A 19,659-nucleotide genomic window follows, 5' to 3' on the forward strand; every position below is an offset into this window, starting at 1 on the left:
TCCTTCGGTTCGCCGAGGGTGCCGTGGGAGGAGAGCCGTCGTGCAGCACCACGTGCCCTCGACACCGGTGACCGGGAGCGGCGGTGCCCCGGCCCGGCCCTCCGTGCCGGGCCGGGGGGCCGTGGAAGGCGAAGACCGGGATCACGACGCCGGCGGAACCCCGGCCCCCGGCCGCCGGACCGGCCGCGCCGCCGCGCTCCGCTCCCCGGCCGCCCTCGCCCTGGCCCCCCTCGTCCTCGCCACCGCGCTCTGGCTGTGGGCGCTGCCCCGCACCGACTTCCGGAGCATCGAGGAGTTCGGTCTCCTCGACCGGTTCCCCCCCGGCTTCTACGCCGCGCTCGTCGTCCTCACCGGCGGCTTCGTCCTCACCCTGCGGCGTGCGGGCACCGCGCCCCTCTGGCCCGCCGCCTACTGCGCGGCGATGCTCGTCGCCCTCAAGGCGCCGCCCGCGATCCTCTACGACACCGTCCGCTACGCCTGGGCGTCCAAGCACGACGCGATCATCAGCAGGCTCCTCGCCGAGGACACCGTCCCCTCCGGGCGCGAGCCCTCCGGCGGCATGGCGGCCTACGACCAGTGGCCCGGCTTCTTCTCCCTCGACGCGGCCCTCGTCCGCGCCTTCGGCGTCGACACCGCCGCCTCGTTCATCAACTGGGCCCCGGTCGCGCTCGGCCTGCTCGTCGTGCCCCTCCTCGTCCTCGTCTACCGCACGTTCACCGACGACTGGCGGCTGGTGTGGACCGGAGTGTGGATCTTCCAGCTGGCGAACTGGGTCGGCCAGGACTACCTCTCCCCCCAGGGCTTCTCGTACCTGCTCCACCTCACCGTCCTCGCCGTCGTCGTCCGGCACTTCGTCCTGCCCGGTTCGGCCGGCGCGCTGCGCGACCGCTCCGCCCTGGACCCGGCCGCCGCGTCCGTACCGCCGCCCACCACCACCCGGCAGCGGGCGGTCGCCGTCCTCTTCCTCGTCCCGATCGTCGCCACCGTCAACGCCTCGCACCAGCTCACCCCCGTGATGCTGTGCGCGAGCCTCTCCGTCCTGTGTCTCACCCGCCGTCACCGCAACCTCGGGCTCCTCGTCACCACCGGTCTGATCACGCTGACCTGGAACCTCACCATGGGCCGGGAGCTCTTCCTCGACACCCTCGGCACCCTGCGCGAGAAGGCCGGGGACCTCCTGGCCAACTCCCGCCCCGGCTTCGCGGGCGACCCCACGGGCCCCGGCCCGGAGCTGGTCGGCGACGCCAACGTCCTGATGGTCCTCGCCCTCGGCGTGCTCGCCGCCGCCGCCGTCCTGCTCCGCCGCAGGCTGGCCCGCAGCGCCCTGCCGCTGGTGCTCACCGCCGCGGCGCCCCTCCCGATGTTCGCCGTCAACGACTACGGCGGCGAGATGGTCTTCCGCGTCTACCTCTTCGGCCTGCCCGGCGCGGCCTTCTTCGCCGCCGCGGCGCTCGTCCCCGCCGTCGGGGCCGCGAGCCGCGCCGCCGCGAACGCCCGCCGCGTCGCCGCCGCCGCCCTGCCGGTCACCCTGATCGTCATGCTGGCCGGCTTCCTCCCCTCGTACTACGGCAAGGAGGGCATGCACTACGCGCCGCCCGGCGAGACCGCGCTCACCCGCCGCGCCTTCGACCGGGCGCCGGAGGGAGCGCTGATCATCGCCGCCACCGGCGCCTTCGCCGACTCGTACTACCGCTACGACCGCTACGACCGCTGGTTCTTCACCGAGCAGGAGGTCGAGGAGAACCTCCGCATGCTGAAGGACCCGGCCGGCTACCTCGCCGGCGGCATCCCCGAGGGCCGCCCGGCCTACGTGATCCTCACCCCCACCCAGGGCGAGGCCGTCATCGGCGAGGGCTACCTGCCGGAGGGCGGCTTCGACACCCTCCGCGAGGCGCTCAGGGAATCCCCGCTGTTCGAGGTCGTGGAGGAGAGCCGGTACGGCCTCGTCCTCCGCCACCGCCCCACGACCGGCGGCTGAACACCCGCCGGGCACATCCCGCCGCAGACCGCACGCACGAGGAGCAGACACGCCATGGCCCACCCGCGTCCGACCCCGCGCGTCCGGCGCAGAGCCGCCCTCGCGGCCTCCGGATGGATCGCCCTCGCCGCGACCGCGTTCCCCGGCGGCTCCCCGCTGCGCTGGATCCCCGTCCTCGCCTTCGTCGTCCTCGCGCCCGGCCTCGCCCTGATGCTCCCGCAGCCCCCCGGGCTGCGACCCGGCGCCCGCCTGGAGGCCCTGGCGCTCGCCGCGCCCGTCAGCCTCTCCGTGGCGACCCTCGCCGCGACCACCCTGTTCCTGACGAAGTCCTTCTCCCCGACGGTCTTCCTCGTCGTCCTCGCCCTCTTCGTGAGCGTCGCCGCCGCCCTGCCCGGCGTGCCGCTGCCGGCGGCCACACGCGGCGCCGTCGAGCGGGACGGCGCCGGACACCGCTCCCCGATCCGGCCCGCTCGACAAGACGCCCCCTAGGGCCTGTCCGAGGTCAGCCCCCGGAAGGCGCACACCGCCATCGTGGCCCCGGCCAGGCCGAGGAGGAGCGGGAGCGGGGCGGCGGCGAAGGCCTGCTGTCCCGCCCAGCCCGCCCAGACCAGCACCCACACCACCCCGGCCGTGACCCGCGCGCCCGTCCCGACCGCCCTCAGCAGCACGGTCGTGAGCAGCAGACACAGCGCCTGGAGCACGATCGGGGCGACGGCCCGCCCCGCCCCCTCGCCCAGGAGCGTCGCCCCGGGACCGCCCGCCCCGGCCGGGCGCAGGCCGAGCAGCGGCGGGGCGGTGTGCAGGGCGAGGAAGGTGGTGAGCAGGACCGTTCCGGCGTACGAGGGCCGGAAGGCGCGGACTCCGACGGCGACGCCCTGGAGGGCGACGAGCAGCAGCCCGGCGGCGAGCGTGATGGGCGGGAGCGCGGTCAGCAGGGCCGTCCCGGAGAGCCGTTCCACGTCGAGCGCGCCGGCACCGGCGAGCGGCAGCCAGAACAGCCCGGCGGCCAGGCCGAGGAGCAGCCACAGCCCGGCCGCCGTCCGGCCGTGGTCGGGAGCCGGTTCCGCCGGGGCCGTACGCCGCGGCCCGGAAGCCGTCCCCGGGCGGTCCGCACCGCCCGCCCTCCGCCGCGGATCCGGCGCCGGGACCGGCCGCGCGCCGGGCACGGGCCCGGGGCCCCGCCGCCCGGGCACGTACACCGGTATGCCGTACGCGGGCGTCACCGCGTCCTGGGCGGCCGTGGAGCGCAGGTACGCGCTCTCCCGCGCCCAGTTCGTGCCGTACCCGTCGTCGTCGGGGGCGGCGGGCGCCGCCGGGGTCTCCGGCCCGCGGCCCTTCAGCACCGCCCGCAGCCCCGGCACGCACGCCGCGGCCGTCACCGTCATCCCGCCGAGGAGCGCCCAGCCGGCCCCGGCGATGCCCAGGGGGCCGAGCAGCAGGGCCGCGCCCCCCAGCACCAGGACGCACATGCCGCCCTGGACGGCGGTGAGCGCGCCGGTGCGGCCCTGGACGCGGAGGACGCCGATGTACAGCTCCACCGCGACCCGGGGGAGCGCCCCGGCGGCGAGCAGTCGCAGCACCGTGGAGCCGTTGTCGGTGTAGCCCCGGCCGAAGGGGGCGAGGACCAGCGGCGCGAAGAGGACCAGGACGAGGACGACCGGGACGAGCAGCAGCACCATGCGGCGCAGCGCGCCCCGGACGCCCCCGGCGAGGGAATCGGGGCTGTGCGAGGCGTGCGCGGTGAGCGAGGAGGCCATGTTGATGGCCATGAACTCCATGGTGCCGCCGACGGTGTACGCCGTGTAGAAGAAGGCGTTGTGCGCGGCGTCGAAGCGGACCGCGACCATGACCGGCAGCAGGCTGATCATGACCAGGCTGAAGAAGGCGCCGACCGCGTCCCCGGCGACGAACCGTCCGATCTCGCGGTACGTGGGGGGCTCGCGGTCCCGGTCGGCGCGGGCCTGCCGCGGGATGAGCCGGCGGAAGACCAGCCAGGCCAGCGGGACCGTAGAGAGCGCGATCGCCGCCGCCCAGGAGACGAAGACGCCCAGGACGGGCAGGGCGGCGGCGAGGACGACGAGCAGGACCAGCTTGCCGACGGAGAAGACGGCGTTGCCCACCGGCACCCAGAAGGCCTTCCGCAGCCCGGTGAGGACTCCGTCCTGGAGGGTGAGCAGCGCCCAGCCCACGGAGGACAGGGTGAAGAAGAGGCCGGCGGAGAGGGTGCCGAGCGGGGCGTACGAAGGTCCCCACAGGTCCAGGGTGAGCAGGAAGGTCCCGGAGGCGGCGGCCACCACGACCGTGCTGAGCACGTAGAGGCGGACGACGAGCGGGCCGGTGGCGCGGCCGGCCCGGGGGACGTAGCGGACGACCGCGCCGGCGAGGGTGGTGGCGGTGAGGGAGGCGAGCATCCGCTGGGCGGCGATGGCGGCGGAGCCCTGCCCGACGGCCTCCTCGGTGTAGTAACGGGCGGCGACCAGCCAGAAGCCGAGGCCGAGGGCGGCGGAGACGCCGGTGGAGAGCATGAGCGCGTAGGCGTTGCGGAAGAGCGAGTCCTCGCCGGGGGAGCCGCCGTCGCCCTGCGTCCCGGAGACACCGGCCCCGGGCCGTCCCGGGGCGGCCGGGCCGGCGTCCCGGGGCCGTACGGCCCCGGTCACCGGGCGCCGCCGGGGGCGGGCGAGGGGACGGCGGGCCGGGCTCCGGAGGCGCGCAGCACGGCGAGCGCCTCGTCCGCGCGGCGCGGGTCCACGGGCAGGGCGTGCCGGGCGAACCAGGCGGCCGGCTCCGGCGCGGGCGAGGGGTCGGTGAAGCGCCCGCCCGCGTAGGCGTCGAGCGGCGGGTCGTAGAGGTAGCCGGTGGTGATCCGGCGCCGGGCGAGGGCGGCGACGGCCGCGTCCCGGTCCTCGACGAGCAGCGGCACCCGGAACAGGGGCCGCGCCTCGCCTCCGGAGCCGTACTCGCTGGCCAGGAGCCGTGCGGTGCCCGCCCGGTGGGCGTCGAGGACGGTGTCGAGCCGGGCCAGCCGGCGCCCGGTGCGGCGGAGCCGGGCGGCGCCCGGCCGGAGCCGGTAGTCGTGCATGTCGACGCGGACCCAGGAGTGGAAGGGGGCGAGCGCGGGCGCGGCCGGGAGCGCCCGCTCCAGGGCGTCGGGCCGGAGCGGCATCCGTATCCCCTCCCGCTCCTCCCGGCCGAGCGCCCGCAGCGCGGCGCGGGCGGCCCCGGTCAGGCGCAGCCCGCGCACGGCGGCCTCCGCGTACGGCCGTGCGAGGAAGGCGATTTCGGCGGTGGCGCGGGCCGGGTGCAGCAAGGCGTCGCGGGCGGCGGCCAGTTCGTCGCGCCGGGCCGGGTCGGCGAGGGCGAGGAAGCCGCCCGTCCCGGCGCGGACGTGCTTGGAGAGGCTGAAGACGGACGCCTCGCCGTACGTGCCGACCGGGCGTCCGCCGACGGTGGAGCCGATCGCGTGGGCCGCGTCCTCGATCAGCGGGACGCCGAGCCGGTCGCAGCGCTCCCGCAGCTCCGGTGCCGGGTCGGGGTTCCCGTACAGATTGGTCGTGAGGACGGCGGACAGGCCGCTCCAGACGGATTCGGGGACGGCCGCCGCGTCGAGGGATCCGTCGCGCGGGTCGAGCGGCGCCTGGACCGGGCGGAGGCCGGCGGCGAGGACGACGAAGAGGATGACGTCGTCGTTGACCGGCGACATCAGCACCCTGCCGCCGGGTGCGCACCAGTGGCGCAGCGCGAGGTAGAGGCCGAGGCGGCACGACGGCACGTAGAGGCACTCCCCGCCCCCGAGCCGGTCGCGCATCCGCCCTTCCAGTTCCGCGTACGCAGAAACCATGTGATTCCCCCCTGAAACCCGGGCTCAATGTGGCCCCGTCCGGGCGGCGCGTCAACAACGCCCCCCGACCGTACGGGTGGTGCTGCGCGAAAGGGCCCGTCCAGGGTCGGCAGACCGTGAACGGGCCCTCTCCCCCGTCATCCTGACGGGTCGGGCTTCTCCCGGGAGGTCATTCCTCCAGAGTGAGGCCCTGCCGCAGCCGGGTGAGGGTGCGGGCCAGCAGCCGGGAGACGTGCATCTGGGAGATGCCGAGCTCCTCGCCGATCTCCGACTGGGTCATGCCGGAGACGAAGCGCAGGGAGAGGATCTGCCGCTCGCGGGAGGGCAGCGAGGCGATCATCGGCTTGAGGGAGGCGATGTACTCGATGCCGGAGATGCCGTTGTCCTCGTAGCCGAGCCGGTCGGCGAGCGCGGCCTCGCCGCCACCGCCGTCCTCCTCGGAGGGCTGGGCGTCGAGCGAGCTCGCGGTGTACGCGTTGCTCGCCGTCATGCCCTCGACGACCTCCTCCGGCGCGATGCCGAGTTCCTCGGCGAGCTCGGCGACGGTGGGGGAGCGGTCCAGACGCTGGGAGAGGGTGTCCGTGGCCCGGGCGAGGTCGAGGCGGAGCTCCTGGAGCCGGCGGGGCACGTGCACGGACCAGGAGGTGTCGCGGAAGAAGCGCTTGATCTCGCCGATGATGGTCGGCATCGCGAAGGTGGGGAACTCGACGCCGCGGGAGAGCTCGAAGCGGTCGATCGCCTTGATGAGGCCGATGGTGCCGACCTGGACGATGTCCTCCATCGGTTCGCTGCGGGTGCCGAACCGGGCGGCGGCGAAGCGGACCAGGGCGAGGTTGAGTTCGACGAGGGTGTTGCGGACGTACGCGTGGTCGTGGGTGCCTTCCTCCAGCTCCGCGAGGCGGGCGAAGAGGTCCTTCGACAGGGCGCGCGCGTCGACCGGACCGATCCGGCCGAGGGGCCGGTCGAGCAGCCGGTCGGCGAGCTCGTCCGGGAGGGGGGTGGCGTGGTCGACGGAAAGGGTTGCCGACGGCGCGTCGGGGGTACGCGTGGCGTCGAGCCGGGGTGACATGGGTCTCCTTCGGGTTCTTCTCGCAGCGGTTTGCGGCGCCTCCGAGCCGGCCGTTTCGGGTGTTTCCTCTAGCCCTACCTGCTCGACCTCGAAGGTTGCAAGTGCCATTGATCCCGTCCGGCCCGTTATGAGACGGACCCTGTGTGCATCGAAGGCCTGCCCGCTTGTAGTGTTCGAGGACGTCAGTCGGCATCCGCGAGAGCGAGAAGAGGCACGGCCATGGACCGCGAACACATCGGCAGCGCACTGCCCGCGCGGCTGCGGGTCGAGACGCGGACCGTGGGGGAGAGCGAAGTCCTCACCCCGGTGGGCGAACTCGACCACCACACCGCGGAGCTCCTGCGCGAACCCCTGGACGGGGCACTGGACGAGGGCCGTTCGCGGCTCGTCGTCGACTGCTCCGGTCTGGAGTTCTGCGACTCGACCGGGCTCAACGTCCTGCTCGGCGCCCGGCTGCGGGCGGACGCCGCCGGCGGTGCGGTGCACCTGGTGGGGATGCGGCCCGCGGTGGCCCGGGTGTTCCACATCACGGGCGCGGACACCGTCTTCACCCTCCACGACACGCTCGCGACGGCACTCCCCGAATGAGCCCCGTCGGACCGGGCCGCCGGCTCCGGCCCGGCCCGGATCCCGCACGTCCCGCACGTCCTGCCCCAGTCCCGTCGATCGGTGAGGTGAAGCGCTGATGGACCAAGCTTCCGACGTCCGTACGCTCGCCCTCGGCGATACCAGCGGCACGGTGCCGCTCGCCCGCGACTTCACGCGGACGGCGCTCCACGAGTGGGGCTGGCTGCCCGCCGACACCGCCGACCGCAGGGCCGCCGCCGAGGACGTCCTCCTGGTCGTCTCCGAGCTGGTCACCAACGCCTGCCTGCACGCCGACGGGCCCGACAGCCTGCGCGTCCTGCGGCTGCCCAAGGTGCTGCGCCTGGAGGTCACCGACCGCGGCGCCGGCCAGCCCGCCCCCCGCACCCCGCACCGCGCCGGGCGCCCCGGCGGCCACGGCATGTTCATCGTCCAGCGGCTCTGCCGCGACTGGGGCATCGACCGCACGCCCGGAGCCCCCGGCAAGACGGTCTGGGCCGAGATCTCGGCTCCCGGCGACTGACGGGGCCGCGGAAGGCCGTCAGAGGGCCGTGGAGGGCCGTCGGGCCAACGGGGGCCACGAGGAGCCCCGCAGGCCCACAGGCGCCCGCGACAGGGGTCATGAGACGACGGAGGCCGCCGCACCGGATCGGTGCGGCGGCCTCCTGCGTGAGCGGCGGGACGGCGTCAGTGGACGTCGCCCATGAGCTTCTGGACCTTCTTGCGGTACATGTAGATCGCGAAGCCCGCGAAGACGGCCAGAGCGGCCTCCAGGGCGATGATCCCGGTCCCGTTCAGGTCCACGCCGGCCAGCGAGAGCAGACCGGTGGTGCAGTCACCGGCGGTGACGGCGAGGAACCAGACGCCCATCATCTGGGACGCGTACTTCTGCGGCGCCATCTTCGTGGTGACGGAGAGGCCGACCGGGGAGAGGCACAGCTCGCCGATGGTCTGGATCATGTAGATCGAGACGAGCCACATCGGGGACACCTTCGTGCCGTCGCCCGCCATGTTCATGGGCACGACGAAGACGAAGAAGGACGCGCCGACCAGGACCAGGCCCATCGCGAACTTCACGATGGTGTTCGGCTCCTGGTTCTTGCGCGCCAGCCACAGCCACAGCCAGGCGAAGACCGGGGCCAGCGCCATGACGAACAGCGGGTTCAGGGACTGGTACCAGGTGGCCGGGAAGCCGAAGCCGAAGACGGTGTCGGCGGTCTTGTCGTCCGCGAACAGCGACAGGGTCGAGCCGCCCTGGTCGTAGATCATCCAGAAGATGGCGGCGGCGACGAAGAACCAGATGTAGCCGGTCATCTTCGACTGCTCGGACTTGTCGAGGTCCTTGTCGCGCTTGATGCGGACGAGGACGGCGACCGGGATGATCAGGCCGGCGAGGGTGATCGGGACGAGCGCCCAGTTCAGGGTGTACACGCCGAGGGCGACGACGACGCCGTAGAAGACGGCGGCGAGCACGACGACGAGCGCGACCTTGACCAGCATGCCCTTGCGCTCGGCCGGGGAGAGCGGGTTCGGGACGACCTCGCTCTTCGGGCTGAGGTTCTTCGTGCCGAGGAGGAACTGCAGCAGGCCCAGGCCCATGCCGACCGCGGCGAGCGCGAAGCCGAGGTGCCAGTTGACCTTCTCGCCGACCGTGCCGACCACGAACGGCGCCACGAAGGCACCGAGGTTGATGCCGACGTAGAAGAGCGTGAAGCCGCCGTCGCGGCGCGGGTCGTCCGGGCCGTCGTAGAGGTGGCCGACCATCGTGGAGATGTTGGCCTTGAGCAGGCCCGAGCCGGCCGCGACGAGCGCGAGGCCGACGAAGAACATCGCCTGGCCGGGGATGGCCAGCGAGGCGTGACCGGCCATGATCACGAACCCGGCGATGGCGACGGTCTTGCGGGCGCCCCAGACGCGGTCGCCGAACCAGCCGCCGGGCATGGCCATGAGGTAGACCATCGAGACGTACACGGAGTAGATGGCCGTCGCCGTGGCCGCCGTCATGGCGAGGCCGCCACCCTGGCTGCCGGTCGCGGCGTCCGCGCCGCCGGAGACCAGGTACAGAACGAGAAGTGCCCGCATGCCGTAGTAGGAGAAGCGCTCCCACATCTCGGTCATGAAGAGAGTGGCCAGGCCGCGGGGGTGGCCGAAGAACGTCTTCTCGGAACCGGGGGCTCCGGAGGAAGCCGTCGTCAGGCTGGACGCCATGTCGATCCTTGCTCTGTCGGGACGCTCGCCTTGTGAGCGGGGTGCGCCCGGTGGGGGAGGCCGGCACCGGGGGAATCGTGGAACTCCACCGGGATCCACGCCCCGGGAGACGCGTCGTCACGTCCCGGGACCCGGCCCACAGGTCATTCGCCGTCGTCGAGGGGGGCGGTGCCCGCCTCACGCAGAAAAGAGGACCCCGACCCACCAAGCCGGCCGAAGGTCCCCGAATACCGCTACAGACGTCTCGCCACCATACGACACGACAGTGCCGGATATGGAAGGACTTGAGACATGGATCACAGGCGCAAGCGCAACCGTACAAGGCCATTCGAAGGTCCCACACAGGATGGCCGAAAGATCCCCAGGTCCTCCCCGGGCTCCACGCATCGCGCCCCGGGCCGGGGGCCGTGCGGACTACCATCACCCCATGACCCGTGTACTGCTCGCCGAGGACGACGCATCCATCTCGGAACCGCTGGCCCGCGCCCTGCGGAGGGAGGGGTACGAGGTCGAGGTCCGCGAGGACGGCCCCACCGCGCTCGACGCCGGCCTGCAGGGCGGCGTCGACCTGGTCGTGCTCGACCTGGGCCTCCCCGGCATGGACGGTCTCGAGGTCGCCCGGCGACTGCGCGCCGAGGGGCACGCGATCCCCATCCTGGTGCTCACCGCGCGCGCCGACGAGGTCGACACCGTCGTCGGGCTCGACGCGGGCGCCGACGACTACGTCACCAAGCCCTTCCGGCTCGCCGAGCTCCTCGCCCGGGTCCGGGCCCTGCTGCGGCGCGGCGCCACCGAGCCCGTCGCCGCCCCCTCCACCCACGGCGTCCGGATCGACGTCGAGTCGCACCGCGCCTGGATGGGCGACGAGGAGCTCCAGCTCACCGCCAAGGAGTTCGACCTGCTCCGGGTCCTCGTCCGGGACGCCGGCCGGGTCGTCACCCGCGACCAGCTGATGCGCGAGGTCTGGGACACCACCTGGTGGTCCTCCACCAAGACCCTCGACATGCACATCTCGTGGCTGCGCAAGAAGCTCGGCGACGACGCGGCGAACCCGCGCTACATCGCCACCGTGCGCGGCGTCGGCTTCCGCTTCGAGAAGAGCTAGAACCTTTTCGGGAAGAGCCGGACCCTTCAGGGAGAAGCAGCCGTGCGCCGCCGTCTGATCAACTCCACGCTCGCCGTGGTGCTCGTCGTCATCGCCGTCTTCGGCGTCTCCCTCGTCATCGTGGAGACCCGCACGATCGCCGGCAGCGCCCAGGAGAGCGTGGACTCCGAGGCGCTGCGGATCGTCTCCATCGTCGACAGCCGGCTCATCGGCGGCGAGCCGGTCAACCCGGACATCCTCGCCGAGCAGAGCGGCGCCAAGCGGTACGCGCAGATCCGCATCCCCGGCCGCGACCCGATCACGATCGGGGAGCGCCCCGAGGGCGAGGTCATCCGCGGCTCCGCCGAGGGCGAGCGCGGCGAGACCGTGACCGTCGAGGAGTCCCGCTCGGCCGTCACCGCCGAGGTCGGCCGCACCCTCCTGATCATCGGCGCGGTGGCCCTGCTCGCCGTCGTCGCCGCCGTCCTCCTCGCCGTACGGCAGGCCAACAGGCTCGCCTCCCCGCTCACCGACCTCGCGGAGACCGCCGAACGCCTCGGCTCCGGCGACCCGCGCCCCCGGCACAAGCGGTACGGGGTGCCCGAGCTGGACCGGGTCGCGGACGTCCTCGACGCCTCCGCCGAGCGGATCGCCAGGATGCTCACCGCCGAGCGCCGGCTCGCCGCCGACGCCTCCCACCAGCTCCGCACCCCCCTCACCGCGCTCTCCATGCGCCTGGAGGAGGTCGCCCTCGCCGACGACCTGGACACGGTCAAGGAGGAGGCGACGATCGCGCTCACCCAGGTCGAGCGGCTCACCGACGTGGTGCAGCGGCTCCTCACCAACTCCCGCGACCCCCGCACCGGCTCCGCCGTCGCCTTCGACCTGGACGAGGTCGTCAAGCAGCAGATCGAGGAGTGGCGGCCGGCCTACCGCAGCGCGGGGCGGGCCGTCGTGCACTCCGGCAAGCAGGGGATGCGGGCCGTAGGCACCCCGGGGGCGGTCGCCCAGGTCCTCGCCGCCCTGATCGAGAACTCGCTCATGCACGGCGGCGGCACGGTCGCCCTGCGGACCCGGGTCACCGGCAACCAGTCCGTGATCGAGGTCACCGACGAGGGGCCCGGCGTCCCGGCCGACCTCGGCGCGCGGATCTTCGAGCGGGCCGTCAGCGGCCGCAGCTCCACCGGCATCGGCCTGGCGGTCGCCCGCGACCTCGCGGAGGCGGACGGCGGGCGCCTGGAGCTCCTCCAGCAGCAGCCGCCGGTCTTCGCGCTCTTCCTGAGCCGCGAGGTCAGAAGCCCCTCGGAGCGCCCCGCGGACCGCCCCGTACGGTGAACGGCCCGGTCAGACCCGGTCGGGCTGGCGGCGGGTCGCCTGCCGCGGCGCCTGCTCCAGGAACGATTCGGCGGTCTGCACGGCCTCCTTCGCCGGCAGGGCGCGGAAGACCCAGGTGCGGTACGACCAGAAGCGGAACAGGGTCGCGACCCCGATCCCGAAGAACTTGAAGAAGTTGCTCGCCAGCGGGCCGTCCCAGCCGAGGCCGTACGTCGCCGTGTAGAGCACGCCGTTCTCGATGACCAGGCCGACCAGGCTGAACAGCAGGAACAGCGTCAGTTCCTTGGTCCGTCCCGACTTGTCCCGGTCGCGGTACGTGAAGTAGCGGAACCCCACGTAGTTGAAGACGATCGCGACCACGGTGGCGATCAGGCTGGCCCGCACCACCGGGAGTTCCGTCGCGTGGCGGACCAGGTTGAAGACGGCGAGGTTCACGAGGACGCCGAGGCCGCCCACCACCCCGAACTTCGCGACCTCGCGGAAGAGCCGGTCGAGTCGCGTGCGCAGCGCGCCGGGTTCACTCATGGTGATGGCTCTGTCCCGTCCGTCCGGGTGACGCCCGGGTGACGTCAACCAGTCCATGCTAACCAGGGCCTCCGGCGCGTGCCGGGGTACCGCACGAACCGTGGCCGAACCTCGCCCCTCCGCCCGTGCTCCTCCCCGGTCCCGTCCTTGATCCTTGTGGCAAACCACAGCCGGACGAGTGTTCCCCGATGGTGCGGATACCCTAAGAGGGTGACGTTTCCGGTAGTCGGCATGGTCGGTGGCGGTCAGCTCGCCCGTATGACCCACGAGGCGGGCATCCCCCTCGGCATCAAGTTCAAGCTCCTCAGTGACACTCCGCAGGACTCCGCGGCCCAGGTGGTGAGCGAGGCCGTCGTCGGCGATTATCGCGACCTGGACACGCTGCGTGACTTCGCGCGCGGATGCGACGTGATCACCTTCGATCACGAGCACGTCCCCACCGAGCACCTGCGGGCCCTGGAGGCGGACGGCATCCCCGTCCGCCCGGGGCCCGACGCACTGGTGCACGCGCAGGACAAGGGGGTGATGCGCGCCCGGCTCGACGCGATCGGCGCGCCGAGCCCGCGCCACCGCATCGTCGCGGACCCGGCGGACGCGGAGGCCTTCGCGGCCGAGGTCGGGGGCTTCCCGATCATCCTCAAGACCGTGCGCGGCGGCTACGACGGCAAGGGCGTCTGGTTCGTGCGTTCGCCCGAGGACGCCCGCGACCCCTTCCTGGCCGGTGTGCCCGTCCTCGCGGAGGAGAAGGTCGACTTCACGCGCGAGCTGGCGGCGAACATCGTCCGCTCCCCGCACGGCCAGGCCGTCGCCTACCCGGTCGTCGAGTCCCGCCAGGTCGACGGCGTCTGCGACACCGTGATCGCGCCCGCCCCCGACCTGTCCGAGGAGCTGTCCGGACAGGCCCAGGAGCTGGCGCTGCGGATCGCCCGGGAGCTGGGCGTCGTCGGCCACCTCGCCGTGGAGCTGTTCGAGACCGCGGACGGCCGCATCCTGGTCAACGAGCTGGCGATGCGCCCGCACAACTCCGGCCACTGGACCCAGGACGGCGCGATCACCTCGCAGTTCGCCAACCACGTCCGGGCGGTCCTCGACCTGCCCCTCGGCGATCCGCGCCCCCGCGCGCGGTGGACCGTGATGTGCAACGTCCTGGGCGGCGACTACCCGGACATGTACTCCGCGTACCTGCACTGCATGGCCAGGGACCCGCAGCTCAAGATCCACATGTACGGCAAGGACGTGAAGCCCGGACGCAAGGTGGGCCACGTCAACACCTACGGCGACGACCTGGACGACGTGCTGGAGCGCGCCCGCCACGCCGCCGGCTACCTGCGAGGAACGATCACCGAATGAGCACCAGCCCCGTCGTCGGCATCGTCATGGGTTCGGACTCCGACTGGCCCGTCATGGAGGCCGCCGCCCAGGCCCTGGACGAGTTCGAGATCCCGTACGAGGTCGGCGTCGTCTCCGCGCACCGCATGCCGCGCGAGATGATCGCGTACGGCGAGGAGGCCGCGGGCCGCGGGCTCAAGGCGATCGTCGCGGGCGCGGGCGGCGCCGCCCACCTGCCCGGCATGCTCGCCTCCGTCACCCCGCTGCCCGTCATCGGCGTGCCCGTGCCGTTGAAGTACCTCGACGGCATGGACTCGCTGCTCTCCATCGTGCAGATGCCGGCCGGCGTCCCGGTCGCCACGGTCTCCGTCGGCGGCGCCCGCAACGCGGGCCTGCTCGCCGCCCGGATCCTCGCCGCGCACGACCCGGCGCTGCTCGACCGGATGCGCTCCTTCCAGCAGGAGCTGAACGACCAGGCGACGGAGAAGGGCAAGCGGCTGCGCGCCAAGGTCGAGGGCGCCGGGTCCTTCGGCTTCGCCCGGTGACCGCCGCCGACCGCCTCGCGGAGGCGCGCGAGCTGCTGGCCGGCCACCCCGTGGTGGACGGCCACAACGACCTGCCGTGGGCCCTGCGCGAGCAGGTGCGCTACGACCTCGACCGGAGGGACATCGCGGCCGACCAGACCGGCGCGCTCCACACCGACCTGGCCCGCCTGCGGGCCGGCGGGGTGGGCGCCCAGTTCTGGTCGGTGTACGTGCCCTGCCGGCTCGCCGGGGACGACGCGGTCAGCGCCACCCTGGAGCAGATCGACGCCGTCGACCAGCTCCTGGAGCGGTACGCGGCGGACCTGGCGCCCGCCCTGACGGCGGACGACATGGAGGCGGCCCGGAAGCAGGGCCGCATCGCCTCCCTCAAGGGGGCCGAGGGCGGCCACTCGATCAACAACTCCCTCGCCACCCTGCGCGCGCTGCACGCCCTGGGCGTGCGCTACATGACGCTCACCCACAACGACAACAACGACTGGGCGGACTCGGCGACCGACGAGCCGGGCGTCGGCGGGCTCTCCGCCTTCGGCCGGCGGGTCGTCCGCGAGATGAACCGCTCCGGCATGCTCGTGGACCTCTCGCACGTGGCGGCGACGACCATGCGGGACGCCCTGGACGCCACCGCCGCGCCGGTGATCTTCTCGCACTCCTCGGCCCGCGCGGTCTGCGACCACCCGCGCAACGTGCCGGACGACGTCCTGGAGCGGCTGCCCGCCAACGGCGGCGTGGCGATGGCCACCTTCGTGCCCAAGTTCGTCCTCCCGGCGGCCGTCGAGTGGACCGTCCGGGCGGACGAGAACCTGCGGGCGCACGGCTTCGACCACCTCGACACCACGGCCGGGGCGATGGAGCTGCACCGCGCCTTCGAGGAGGCGAACCCGCGCCCGGTGGCCACCGCCGCCACGGTCGCCGACCACCTCGACCACATGCGCGAGGTGGCCGGAATCGACCACGTCGGCATCGGCGGCGACTACGACGGCACGGCCTTCACGCCGTCGGGCCTGGACGACGTCGCCGGCTACCCGAACCTGATCGCGGAGCTCCTCCACCGCGGTTGGTCGCGCCCGGACCTGGCCAAGCTGACCTGGTCCAACGCGGTCCGCGTCCTGCGCGACGCGGAGGCCGTCTCCCGCGACCTGAAGGGCCGTACGGCCCCGTCGAACGCGACGATCGAGTCCCTGGAGGGCCCGGCGGCCTGACCGCCCCGGGCCGCTCTCCTACCGGTCCACGCAGAGGCAGAACGGGTGCCCGACCGGGTCCGTGTACACGCGGAAGTCGCGGTCGGGCCCGCCCGCGTCCAGCAGCTTGGCGCCGAGCGCGAGGACCTGCTCCTCGCCCCGGTCGAGGTCGTCCACGGTCAGGTCCAGGTGGAACTGCTGCCCGCCCTCCTCCTCGGGCCAGCGCGGCGCGACGTACCCGGAGACCTCCTGGAAGGCGAGCTGGGTGCCGTCGTGCCCGGAGAGCGTCACCCAGGAGTCCCCCTCCTCGGAGTCCTCGGAGGCCCGGGGGGAACCGCCGAGGATCCCGGCGTAGAAGGTGGCGAGGGACATCGGGTCGGGACAGTCCAGGACGACGGACCGCAGGGTGGCGACGGGCATGGCTCTCCTCGTGCTCGTACGGATGGGGCGTTCCCACCGTCCGCCCCTACCCGCGTTCGCGCACGCCAAGGCCACCCGCGCGCGCGTACCTCCGCCGGTCCCCGGAAGGGCGCGGACCGGCGGAACGCCGTCGACCGGTCAGCGGACGGCCGCGAGCACCGCGTCGGCCATGGCCCTCTCGCCCGCCGCGTTGGGGTGGAAGGGAGCCGCCGCGTCGGTGAGGAGCGGCTCCATCCAGCGGGTCCCGGCCGGCTTGCAGACGTCGTGGCCGACGGACTTGGCGTACGTGTCCACGTAGACGGCCCCGTGCGCGGCGGCCTGCGCGGCGATCACGGTGTTGAGCCGCTTGTGGATGTCCCGCAGCCAGGGGGCGTCGCCCTTGGCGATGGTCGCGACCCAGGGGCAGTTGGTGCCGTCGTCGGGGAGGATCGCCGGGTAGCCGGTGACCAGGATCCTGGCGCGGGGCGCGCGCTGCCGGATGCCGTCGAGGGTCGCGGCGATCCTGGGAGCGGTGGCGTCGACGGTGGCGGCGAGCCGGTCGGTGCCCGTCCAGGTGTAGCTGCCCCTGCAGGGCGAGCCGCCCAGGTTGAACACCCCGAGGCTCACGCAGCGGACGATGATGCCGGCGAAGCCGACGTCGTTGCCGCCGATGGTGAGGGTGACCAGGTCCGTGTCGGCGCTCAGCGCGTCGAACTGCGGTGGCGCGGACGGGTTCTGCGCGGTGGTCATGTGGACCGTGGTGGCCCCTCCACAGGTGACGTCCCTGTGGGCGGAGGGGGAGAGCGCGGTGTTCAGCAGGGCGGGGTAGTTGCGGCCGGAGCGCGTACAGGCGGAGTCGGTCTGGTCCGGTACGCCCGCTCCCGACGCGTACGAGTCGCCCAGGGCCACGTAACGGTCGATCGCGGTGTCGGCGGCCGAGGCGGGACCGGCGCCGAGACCGGCGGCGGTGGTCAGCAGGGCGGTGGCGGCGGTGACGGCGGCGGCGGTGCGGGTGCGGCGGCTCGGTGCGACTGATCGCATGGCGGTGCCTCTCGTGACGGGGTGGGGGGGCGGGCGCCCGTCGGCCGCCGGGAAGGCCGGAAGGCGCACCGTGCCGACGGCAGGACGGTCCCGTCCGCCTGCCACCGGAAGTGCGAGGACGCTGTGCGCGGTGTTACCGATCGGTCTTACTCGTCCGTAATATCGGGTCGGCGTGACGCGCCGTCAAGATGGTGCGCGTTGAATCGGGTTCGCGGCGGCACACGGCCCGCCGGCCGTCCGCGCTCCACCGGTCCCGCCCCGGGCGCGCCGCCGGACGGGCCGTAGGTCTCCGGTCCCCGGTCCACCGGCCCCGAGATCGTCCGCGAGCCCGATGCCGGCCCCCGGGGGCGGGGGCCACCCTAGGGAGGGAGACCGGCGGACCCACCGAAGGAGCAGGACGTGTCGCACCCCGAGGACTTCGCGTATCCCGAGCCCCGCTACCACGGCGACCGGGGCGAGGTGAACGCGACCTTCCGTCCCGCCGACACCCCGCCGGACCTCTCCTCGCCCGGCGGCGCCACCCACTACCTCGCCACCCACGCCTCGACCGGCGGCGAGTTCGGCTTCTACAAGGTGGACCTCGGCCCCCGGGCCGCCGGGGCCAGGCCCCACTTCCACAAGGCCATGTCCGAGTCCTTCTACGTCCTCTCCGGCGAACTGGAGCTCTACGACGGCGACAAGTGGGTCACCGGCCGCGCGGGCGACTTCCTGTACGTGCCGGTCGGAGGCCTGCACGCCTTCAAGAACGCGACCGACGAGCCCACGTCCATGCTCATGCTCTTCTCCCCGGGCGCTCCGCGCGAGGAGTACTTCGAGCGGGTCGCGGAGGTGGCGCGGCGCGGCGGCGAGGAGCTCAGGCGGTTCCGCGTCCGGCACGACAGCTACTTCGTGGAGGACTTCGAGCCGGAGGCGTGACGGGCCGGGGCGTGACGGGCGGGAACGTGACGGGCCGGGGCGTGACGGGCCGGGGCCCCGCGGGGCCTACGCCCGCGGGCGCCCCATCGCCCGGTACGTCCAGCCCGCCCCGCGCCACCGCGCCGCGTCGAGCGCGTTGCGGCCGTCCAGGACGATCCGGGCGGAGACGGCCCCGCCCAGCTCCGCCGGGTCCAGCTCGCGGAACTCGCGCCACTCCGTCAGGTGCAGCACCACGTCCGCCCCGCGCACGGCCTCCAGGGCCGAGTCCGCGTATCCCAGGGTCGGGAAGAGGCGGCGGGCGTTCGCCATGCCCTTCGGGTCGTAGACGGTGACCTGGCCGCCCTGGAGGTGTATCTGCCCGGCCACGTTGAGGGCGGGGGAGTCGCGGACGTCGTCCGAGTCCGGCTTGAAGGTGGCGCCGAGGACGGCGACCCGGCGGCCCAGGAAGGAGTTCCCGCCCAGGGCCTCGCGGGCCATCTCGACCATCTGGCCGCGCCGCCGCATGTTGATGGAGTCGATCTCGCGGAGGAAGGTCAGCGCCTGGTCGGCGCCCAGCTCGCCCGCCCGGGCCATGAACGCCCGGATGTCCTTCGGCAGGCAGCCGCCGCCGAAGCCGATCCCGGCCCGCAGGAACTTGGCGCCGATCCGGTCGTCGTGGCCGATGGCCTCCGCCAGCTTGGCGACGTCGCCGTCCGCGGCCTCGCAGACCTCCGCCATCGCGTTGATGAAGGAGATCTTGGTGGCGAGGAAGGAGTTCGCGGCGGTCTTCACCAGCTCGGCCGTCGGGAAGTCGGTCACGACGAACGGCGAGCCCTCGCCGACCGGCACCGCGTACACCTCGCGCAGCAGCTTCTCGGCCCGCTCGCCGCGCACGCCGACCACGATCCGGTCCGGGTGCAGGGTGTCGTCGACGGCGAAGCCCTCCCGCAGGAACTCGGGGTTCCAGGCCAGCTCGACGCCGGCCGGGAGCAGGGCCGCGAGCCGCTCGGCCGAGCCGACCGGCACGGTCGACTTGCCGACGACCAGGGCCCCTTCCCGTACGACCCCCGCGAGGGAGGTGAAGGCGGCGTCCACGTAGCTCATGTCGCAGGCGTACTCGCCGTGCTTCTGCGGGGTGTTCACGCAGACGAAGTGCACGTCGCCGAAGGCGCCCACCTCCTCCCAGGAGGTGGTGAACCGCAGCCGGCCGCTCGACCCCTCGATGCCGGCCACGTGCTTCGCGAGCAGCTCCTCGAGCCCCGGCTCGTACATCGGGACCCGGCCGGAGGACAGCAGCTCGATCTTCTCGGGGACGACGTCGAGCCCGAGCACCTCGAAGCCCAGCTCCGCCATGGCCGCGGCGTGGGTGGCGCCGAGGTAGCCGGTGCCGATCACGGTGATCTTGAGGGCCATGCGGTACTCCAGGGAGGTCGGGCTGAATGCCTGCCCGAGCATAGCCGTGCCCTGGTCGGGGGCCCGGTCACGCCCTACCATTTGGGTTACTTAACGGTAGTTAGCAAGCCTGGGAGTGAGTGAACGTGGCGGGTTCTGGCGATTTCGACCTGTATCGGCCTTCCGAGGAGCACGACATGCTCCGGGAGTCGGTGCGTGCGCTGGCGGAGGCGAAGATCGCGCCGTTCGCGGCGGCGGT

General features: G+C 73.4%; 18 protein-coding genes. 10 read left to right on the plus strand and 8 right to left on the minus strand.

Going from position 1 to position 19,659, the window contains the following annotated elements; genetic code table 11:
- Positions 1-40: 40 nt before the first annotated feature.
- Both ACFY7E_RS31405 and ACFY7E_RS31410 read left to right on the plus strand, forming a co-directional pair.
- A complete protein-coding gene (locus ACFY7E_RS31405; RefSeq protein ID WP_389490894.1) occupies positions 41-1,978 on the plus strand; it encodes a hypothetical protein in 1,938 nt (645 codons plus the stop codon).
- A 54-nt stretch (positions 1,979-2,032) separates the two neighbouring features.
- On the plus strand, positions 2,033-2,467 hold the full coding sequence (locus ACFY7E_RS31410) for a hypothetical protein (RefSeq protein ID WP_389490897.1): 435 nt from the start codon (positions 2,033-2,035) through the stop codon (positions 2,465-2,467).
- Here the strand turns inward: ACFY7E_RS31410 and ACFY7E_RS31415 are convergent.
- The 3 genes from ACFY7E_RS31415 to ACFY7E_RS31425 all read right to left on the minus strand — a co-directional run bounded on the left by ACFY7E_RS31415 (position 2,464) and on the right by ACFY7E_RS31425 (position 6,885).
- Complete coding sequence (locus ACFY7E_RS31415; RefSeq protein ID WP_389490899.1) at positions 2,464-4,635, minus strand: lipopolysaccharide biosynthesis protein; 2,172 nt, start codon at positions 4,633-4,635, stop codon at positions 2,464-2,466. The genes ACFY7E_RS31410 and ACFY7E_RS31415 overlap by 4 nt on opposite strands.
- Positions 4,632-5,816 (minus strand): DegT/DnrJ/EryC1/StrS family aminotransferase, encoded by a 1,185-nt coding sequence (locus ACFY7E_RS31420; RefSeq protein ID WP_389490902.1) that lies wholly within the window; start codon positions 5,814-5,816, stop codon positions 4,632-4,634. The genes ACFY7E_RS31415 and ACFY7E_RS31420 overlap by 4 nt, the downstream gene beginning before the upstream one ends.
- A 169-nt stretch (positions 5,817-5,985) precedes the next feature.
- Positions 5,986-6,885, minus strand: a complete 900-nt coding sequence (locus ACFY7E_RS31425; RefSeq protein WP_389490905.1) for an RNA polymerase sigma factor SigF — start codon at positions 6,883-6,885, stop codon at positions 5,986-5,988.
- 219 nt (positions 6,886-7,104) lie between these two features.
- On the opposite strand from ACFY7E_RS31425, the gene ACFY7E_RS31430 reads away from it, so the two are divergent.
- Positions 7,105-7,473, plus strand: a complete 369-nt coding sequence (locus ACFY7E_RS31430; RefSeq protein ID WP_389490908.1) for an STAS domain-containing protein — start codon at positions 7,105-7,107, stop codon at positions 7,471-7,473.
- A 97-nt stretch (positions 7,474-7,570) separates the two neighbouring features.
- Positions 7,571-7,993: an ATP-binding protein gene (locus ACFY7E_RS31435; RefSeq protein WP_383442951.1), complete on the plus strand. Its 423-nt coding sequence runs from the start codon at positions 7,571-7,573 to the stop codon at positions 7,991-7,993.
- Between the two features lie 164 nt (positions 7,994-8,157).
- Here ACFY7E_RS31435 and ACFY7E_RS31440 read toward each other — a convergent pair whose 3' ends face one another.
- Positions 8,158-9,678: a peptide MFS transporter gene (locus ACFY7E_RS31440; RefSeq protein ID WP_389490911.1), complete on the minus strand. Its 1,521-nt coding sequence runs from the start codon at positions 9,676-9,678 to the stop codon at positions 8,158-8,160.
- 427 nt (positions 9,679-10,105) lie between these two features.
- Between ACFY7E_RS31440 and ACFY7E_RS31445 the strand changes: the two genes are divergently transcribed.
- Together ACFY7E_RS31445 and ACFY7E_RS31450 are read left to right on the plus strand one after the other, a co-directional pair.
- Positions 10,106-10,783 (plus strand): response regulator transcription factor, encoded by a 678-nt coding sequence (locus tag ACFY7E_RS31445; RefSeq protein ID WP_125664197.1) that lies wholly within the window; start codon positions 10,106-10,108, stop codon positions 10,781-10,783.
- 42 nt (positions 10,784-10,825) lie between these two features.
- Entirely contained in the window at positions 10,826-12,097 is a 1,272-nt protein-coding gene (locus ACFY7E_RS31450) for an ATP-binding protein (RefSeq protein ID WP_383445316.1), read from the plus strand.
- Between the two features lie 9 nt (positions 12,098-12,106).
- Here ACFY7E_RS31450 and ACFY7E_RS31455 read toward each other — a convergent pair whose 3' ends face one another.
- The gene (locus tag ACFY7E_RS31455) at positions 12,107-12,622 is read right to left on the minus strand and encodes a GtrA family protein (RefSeq protein WP_383445313.1); all 516 of its coding nucleotides are present in this window, start codon (positions 12,620-12,622) and stop codon (positions 12,107-12,109) included.
- Positions 12,623-12,832: 210 nt separating this feature from the next.
- Between ACFY7E_RS31455 and ACFY7E_RS31460 the strand changes: the two genes are divergently transcribed.
- Genes ACFY7E_RS31460 through ACFY7E_RS31470 form a run of 3 tightly spaced genes read left to right on the plus strand, consistent with a single transcriptional unit; the run spans position 12,833 to position 15,695 of the window.
- Entirely contained in the window at positions 12,833-13,972 is a 1,140-nt protein-coding gene (locus ACFY7E_RS31460; protein WP_389490915.1) for a 5-(carboxyamino)imidazole ribonucleotide synthase, read from the plus strand.
- Positions 13,969-14,496, plus strand: a complete 528-nt coding sequence (gene purE / locus ACFY7E_RS31465; protein WP_389490918.1) for a 5-(carboxyamino)imidazole ribonucleotide mutase — start codon at positions 13,969-13,971, stop codon at positions 14,494-14,496. The genes ACFY7E_RS31460 and purE overlap by 4 nt, the downstream gene beginning before the upstream one ends.
- Positions 14,493-15,695 (plus strand): dipeptidase, encoded by a 1,203-nt coding sequence (locus tag ACFY7E_RS31470; RefSeq protein ID WP_389490920.1) that lies wholly within the window; start codon positions 14,493-14,495, stop codon positions 15,693-15,695. The genes purE and ACFY7E_RS31470 overlap by 4 nt, the downstream gene beginning before the upstream one ends.
- 18 nt (positions 15,696-15,713) lie before the next feature.
- Here ACFY7E_RS31470 and ACFY7E_RS31475 read toward each other — a convergent pair whose 3' ends face one another.
- Both ACFY7E_RS31475 and ACFY7E_RS31480 read right to left on the minus strand, forming a co-directional pair.
- On the minus strand, positions 15,714-16,094 hold the full coding sequence (locus ACFY7E_RS31475) for a VOC family protein (protein WP_389490923.1): 381 nt from the start codon (positions 16,092-16,094) through the stop codon (positions 15,714-15,716).
- Between the two features lie 138 nt (positions 16,095-16,232).
- Complete coding sequence (locus ACFY7E_RS31480; protein WP_389490925.1) at positions 16,233-17,114, minus strand: SGNH/GDSL hydrolase family protein; 882 nt, start codon at positions 17,112-17,114, stop codon at positions 16,233-16,235.
- Between the two features lie 399 nt (positions 17,115-17,513).
- Between ACFY7E_RS31480 and ACFY7E_RS31485 the strand changes: the two genes are divergently transcribed.
- Positions 17,514-18,029, plus strand: coding sequence for a cupin domain-containing protein (locus tag ACFY7E_RS31485; RefSeq protein ID WP_389490929.1), 516 nt, complete (start codon positions 17,514-17,516; stop codon positions 18,027-18,029).
- A 66-nt stretch (positions 18,030-18,095) separates the two neighbouring features.
- Here ACFY7E_RS31485 and ACFY7E_RS31490 read toward each other — a convergent pair whose 3' ends face one another.
- A complete protein-coding gene (locus ACFY7E_RS31490; RefSeq protein WP_383445323.1) occupies positions 18,096-19,421 on the minus strand; it encodes a UDP-glucose dehydrogenase family protein in 1,326 nt (441 codons plus the stop codon).
- Positions 19,422-19,659: the final 238 nt, after the last annotated feature.

The organism is Streptomyces sp. NPDC012825 (assembly GCF_042900925.1).
Taxonomy (GTDB): domain Bacteria; phylum Actinomycetota; class Actinomycetes; order Streptomycetales; family Streptomycetaceae; genus Streptomyces.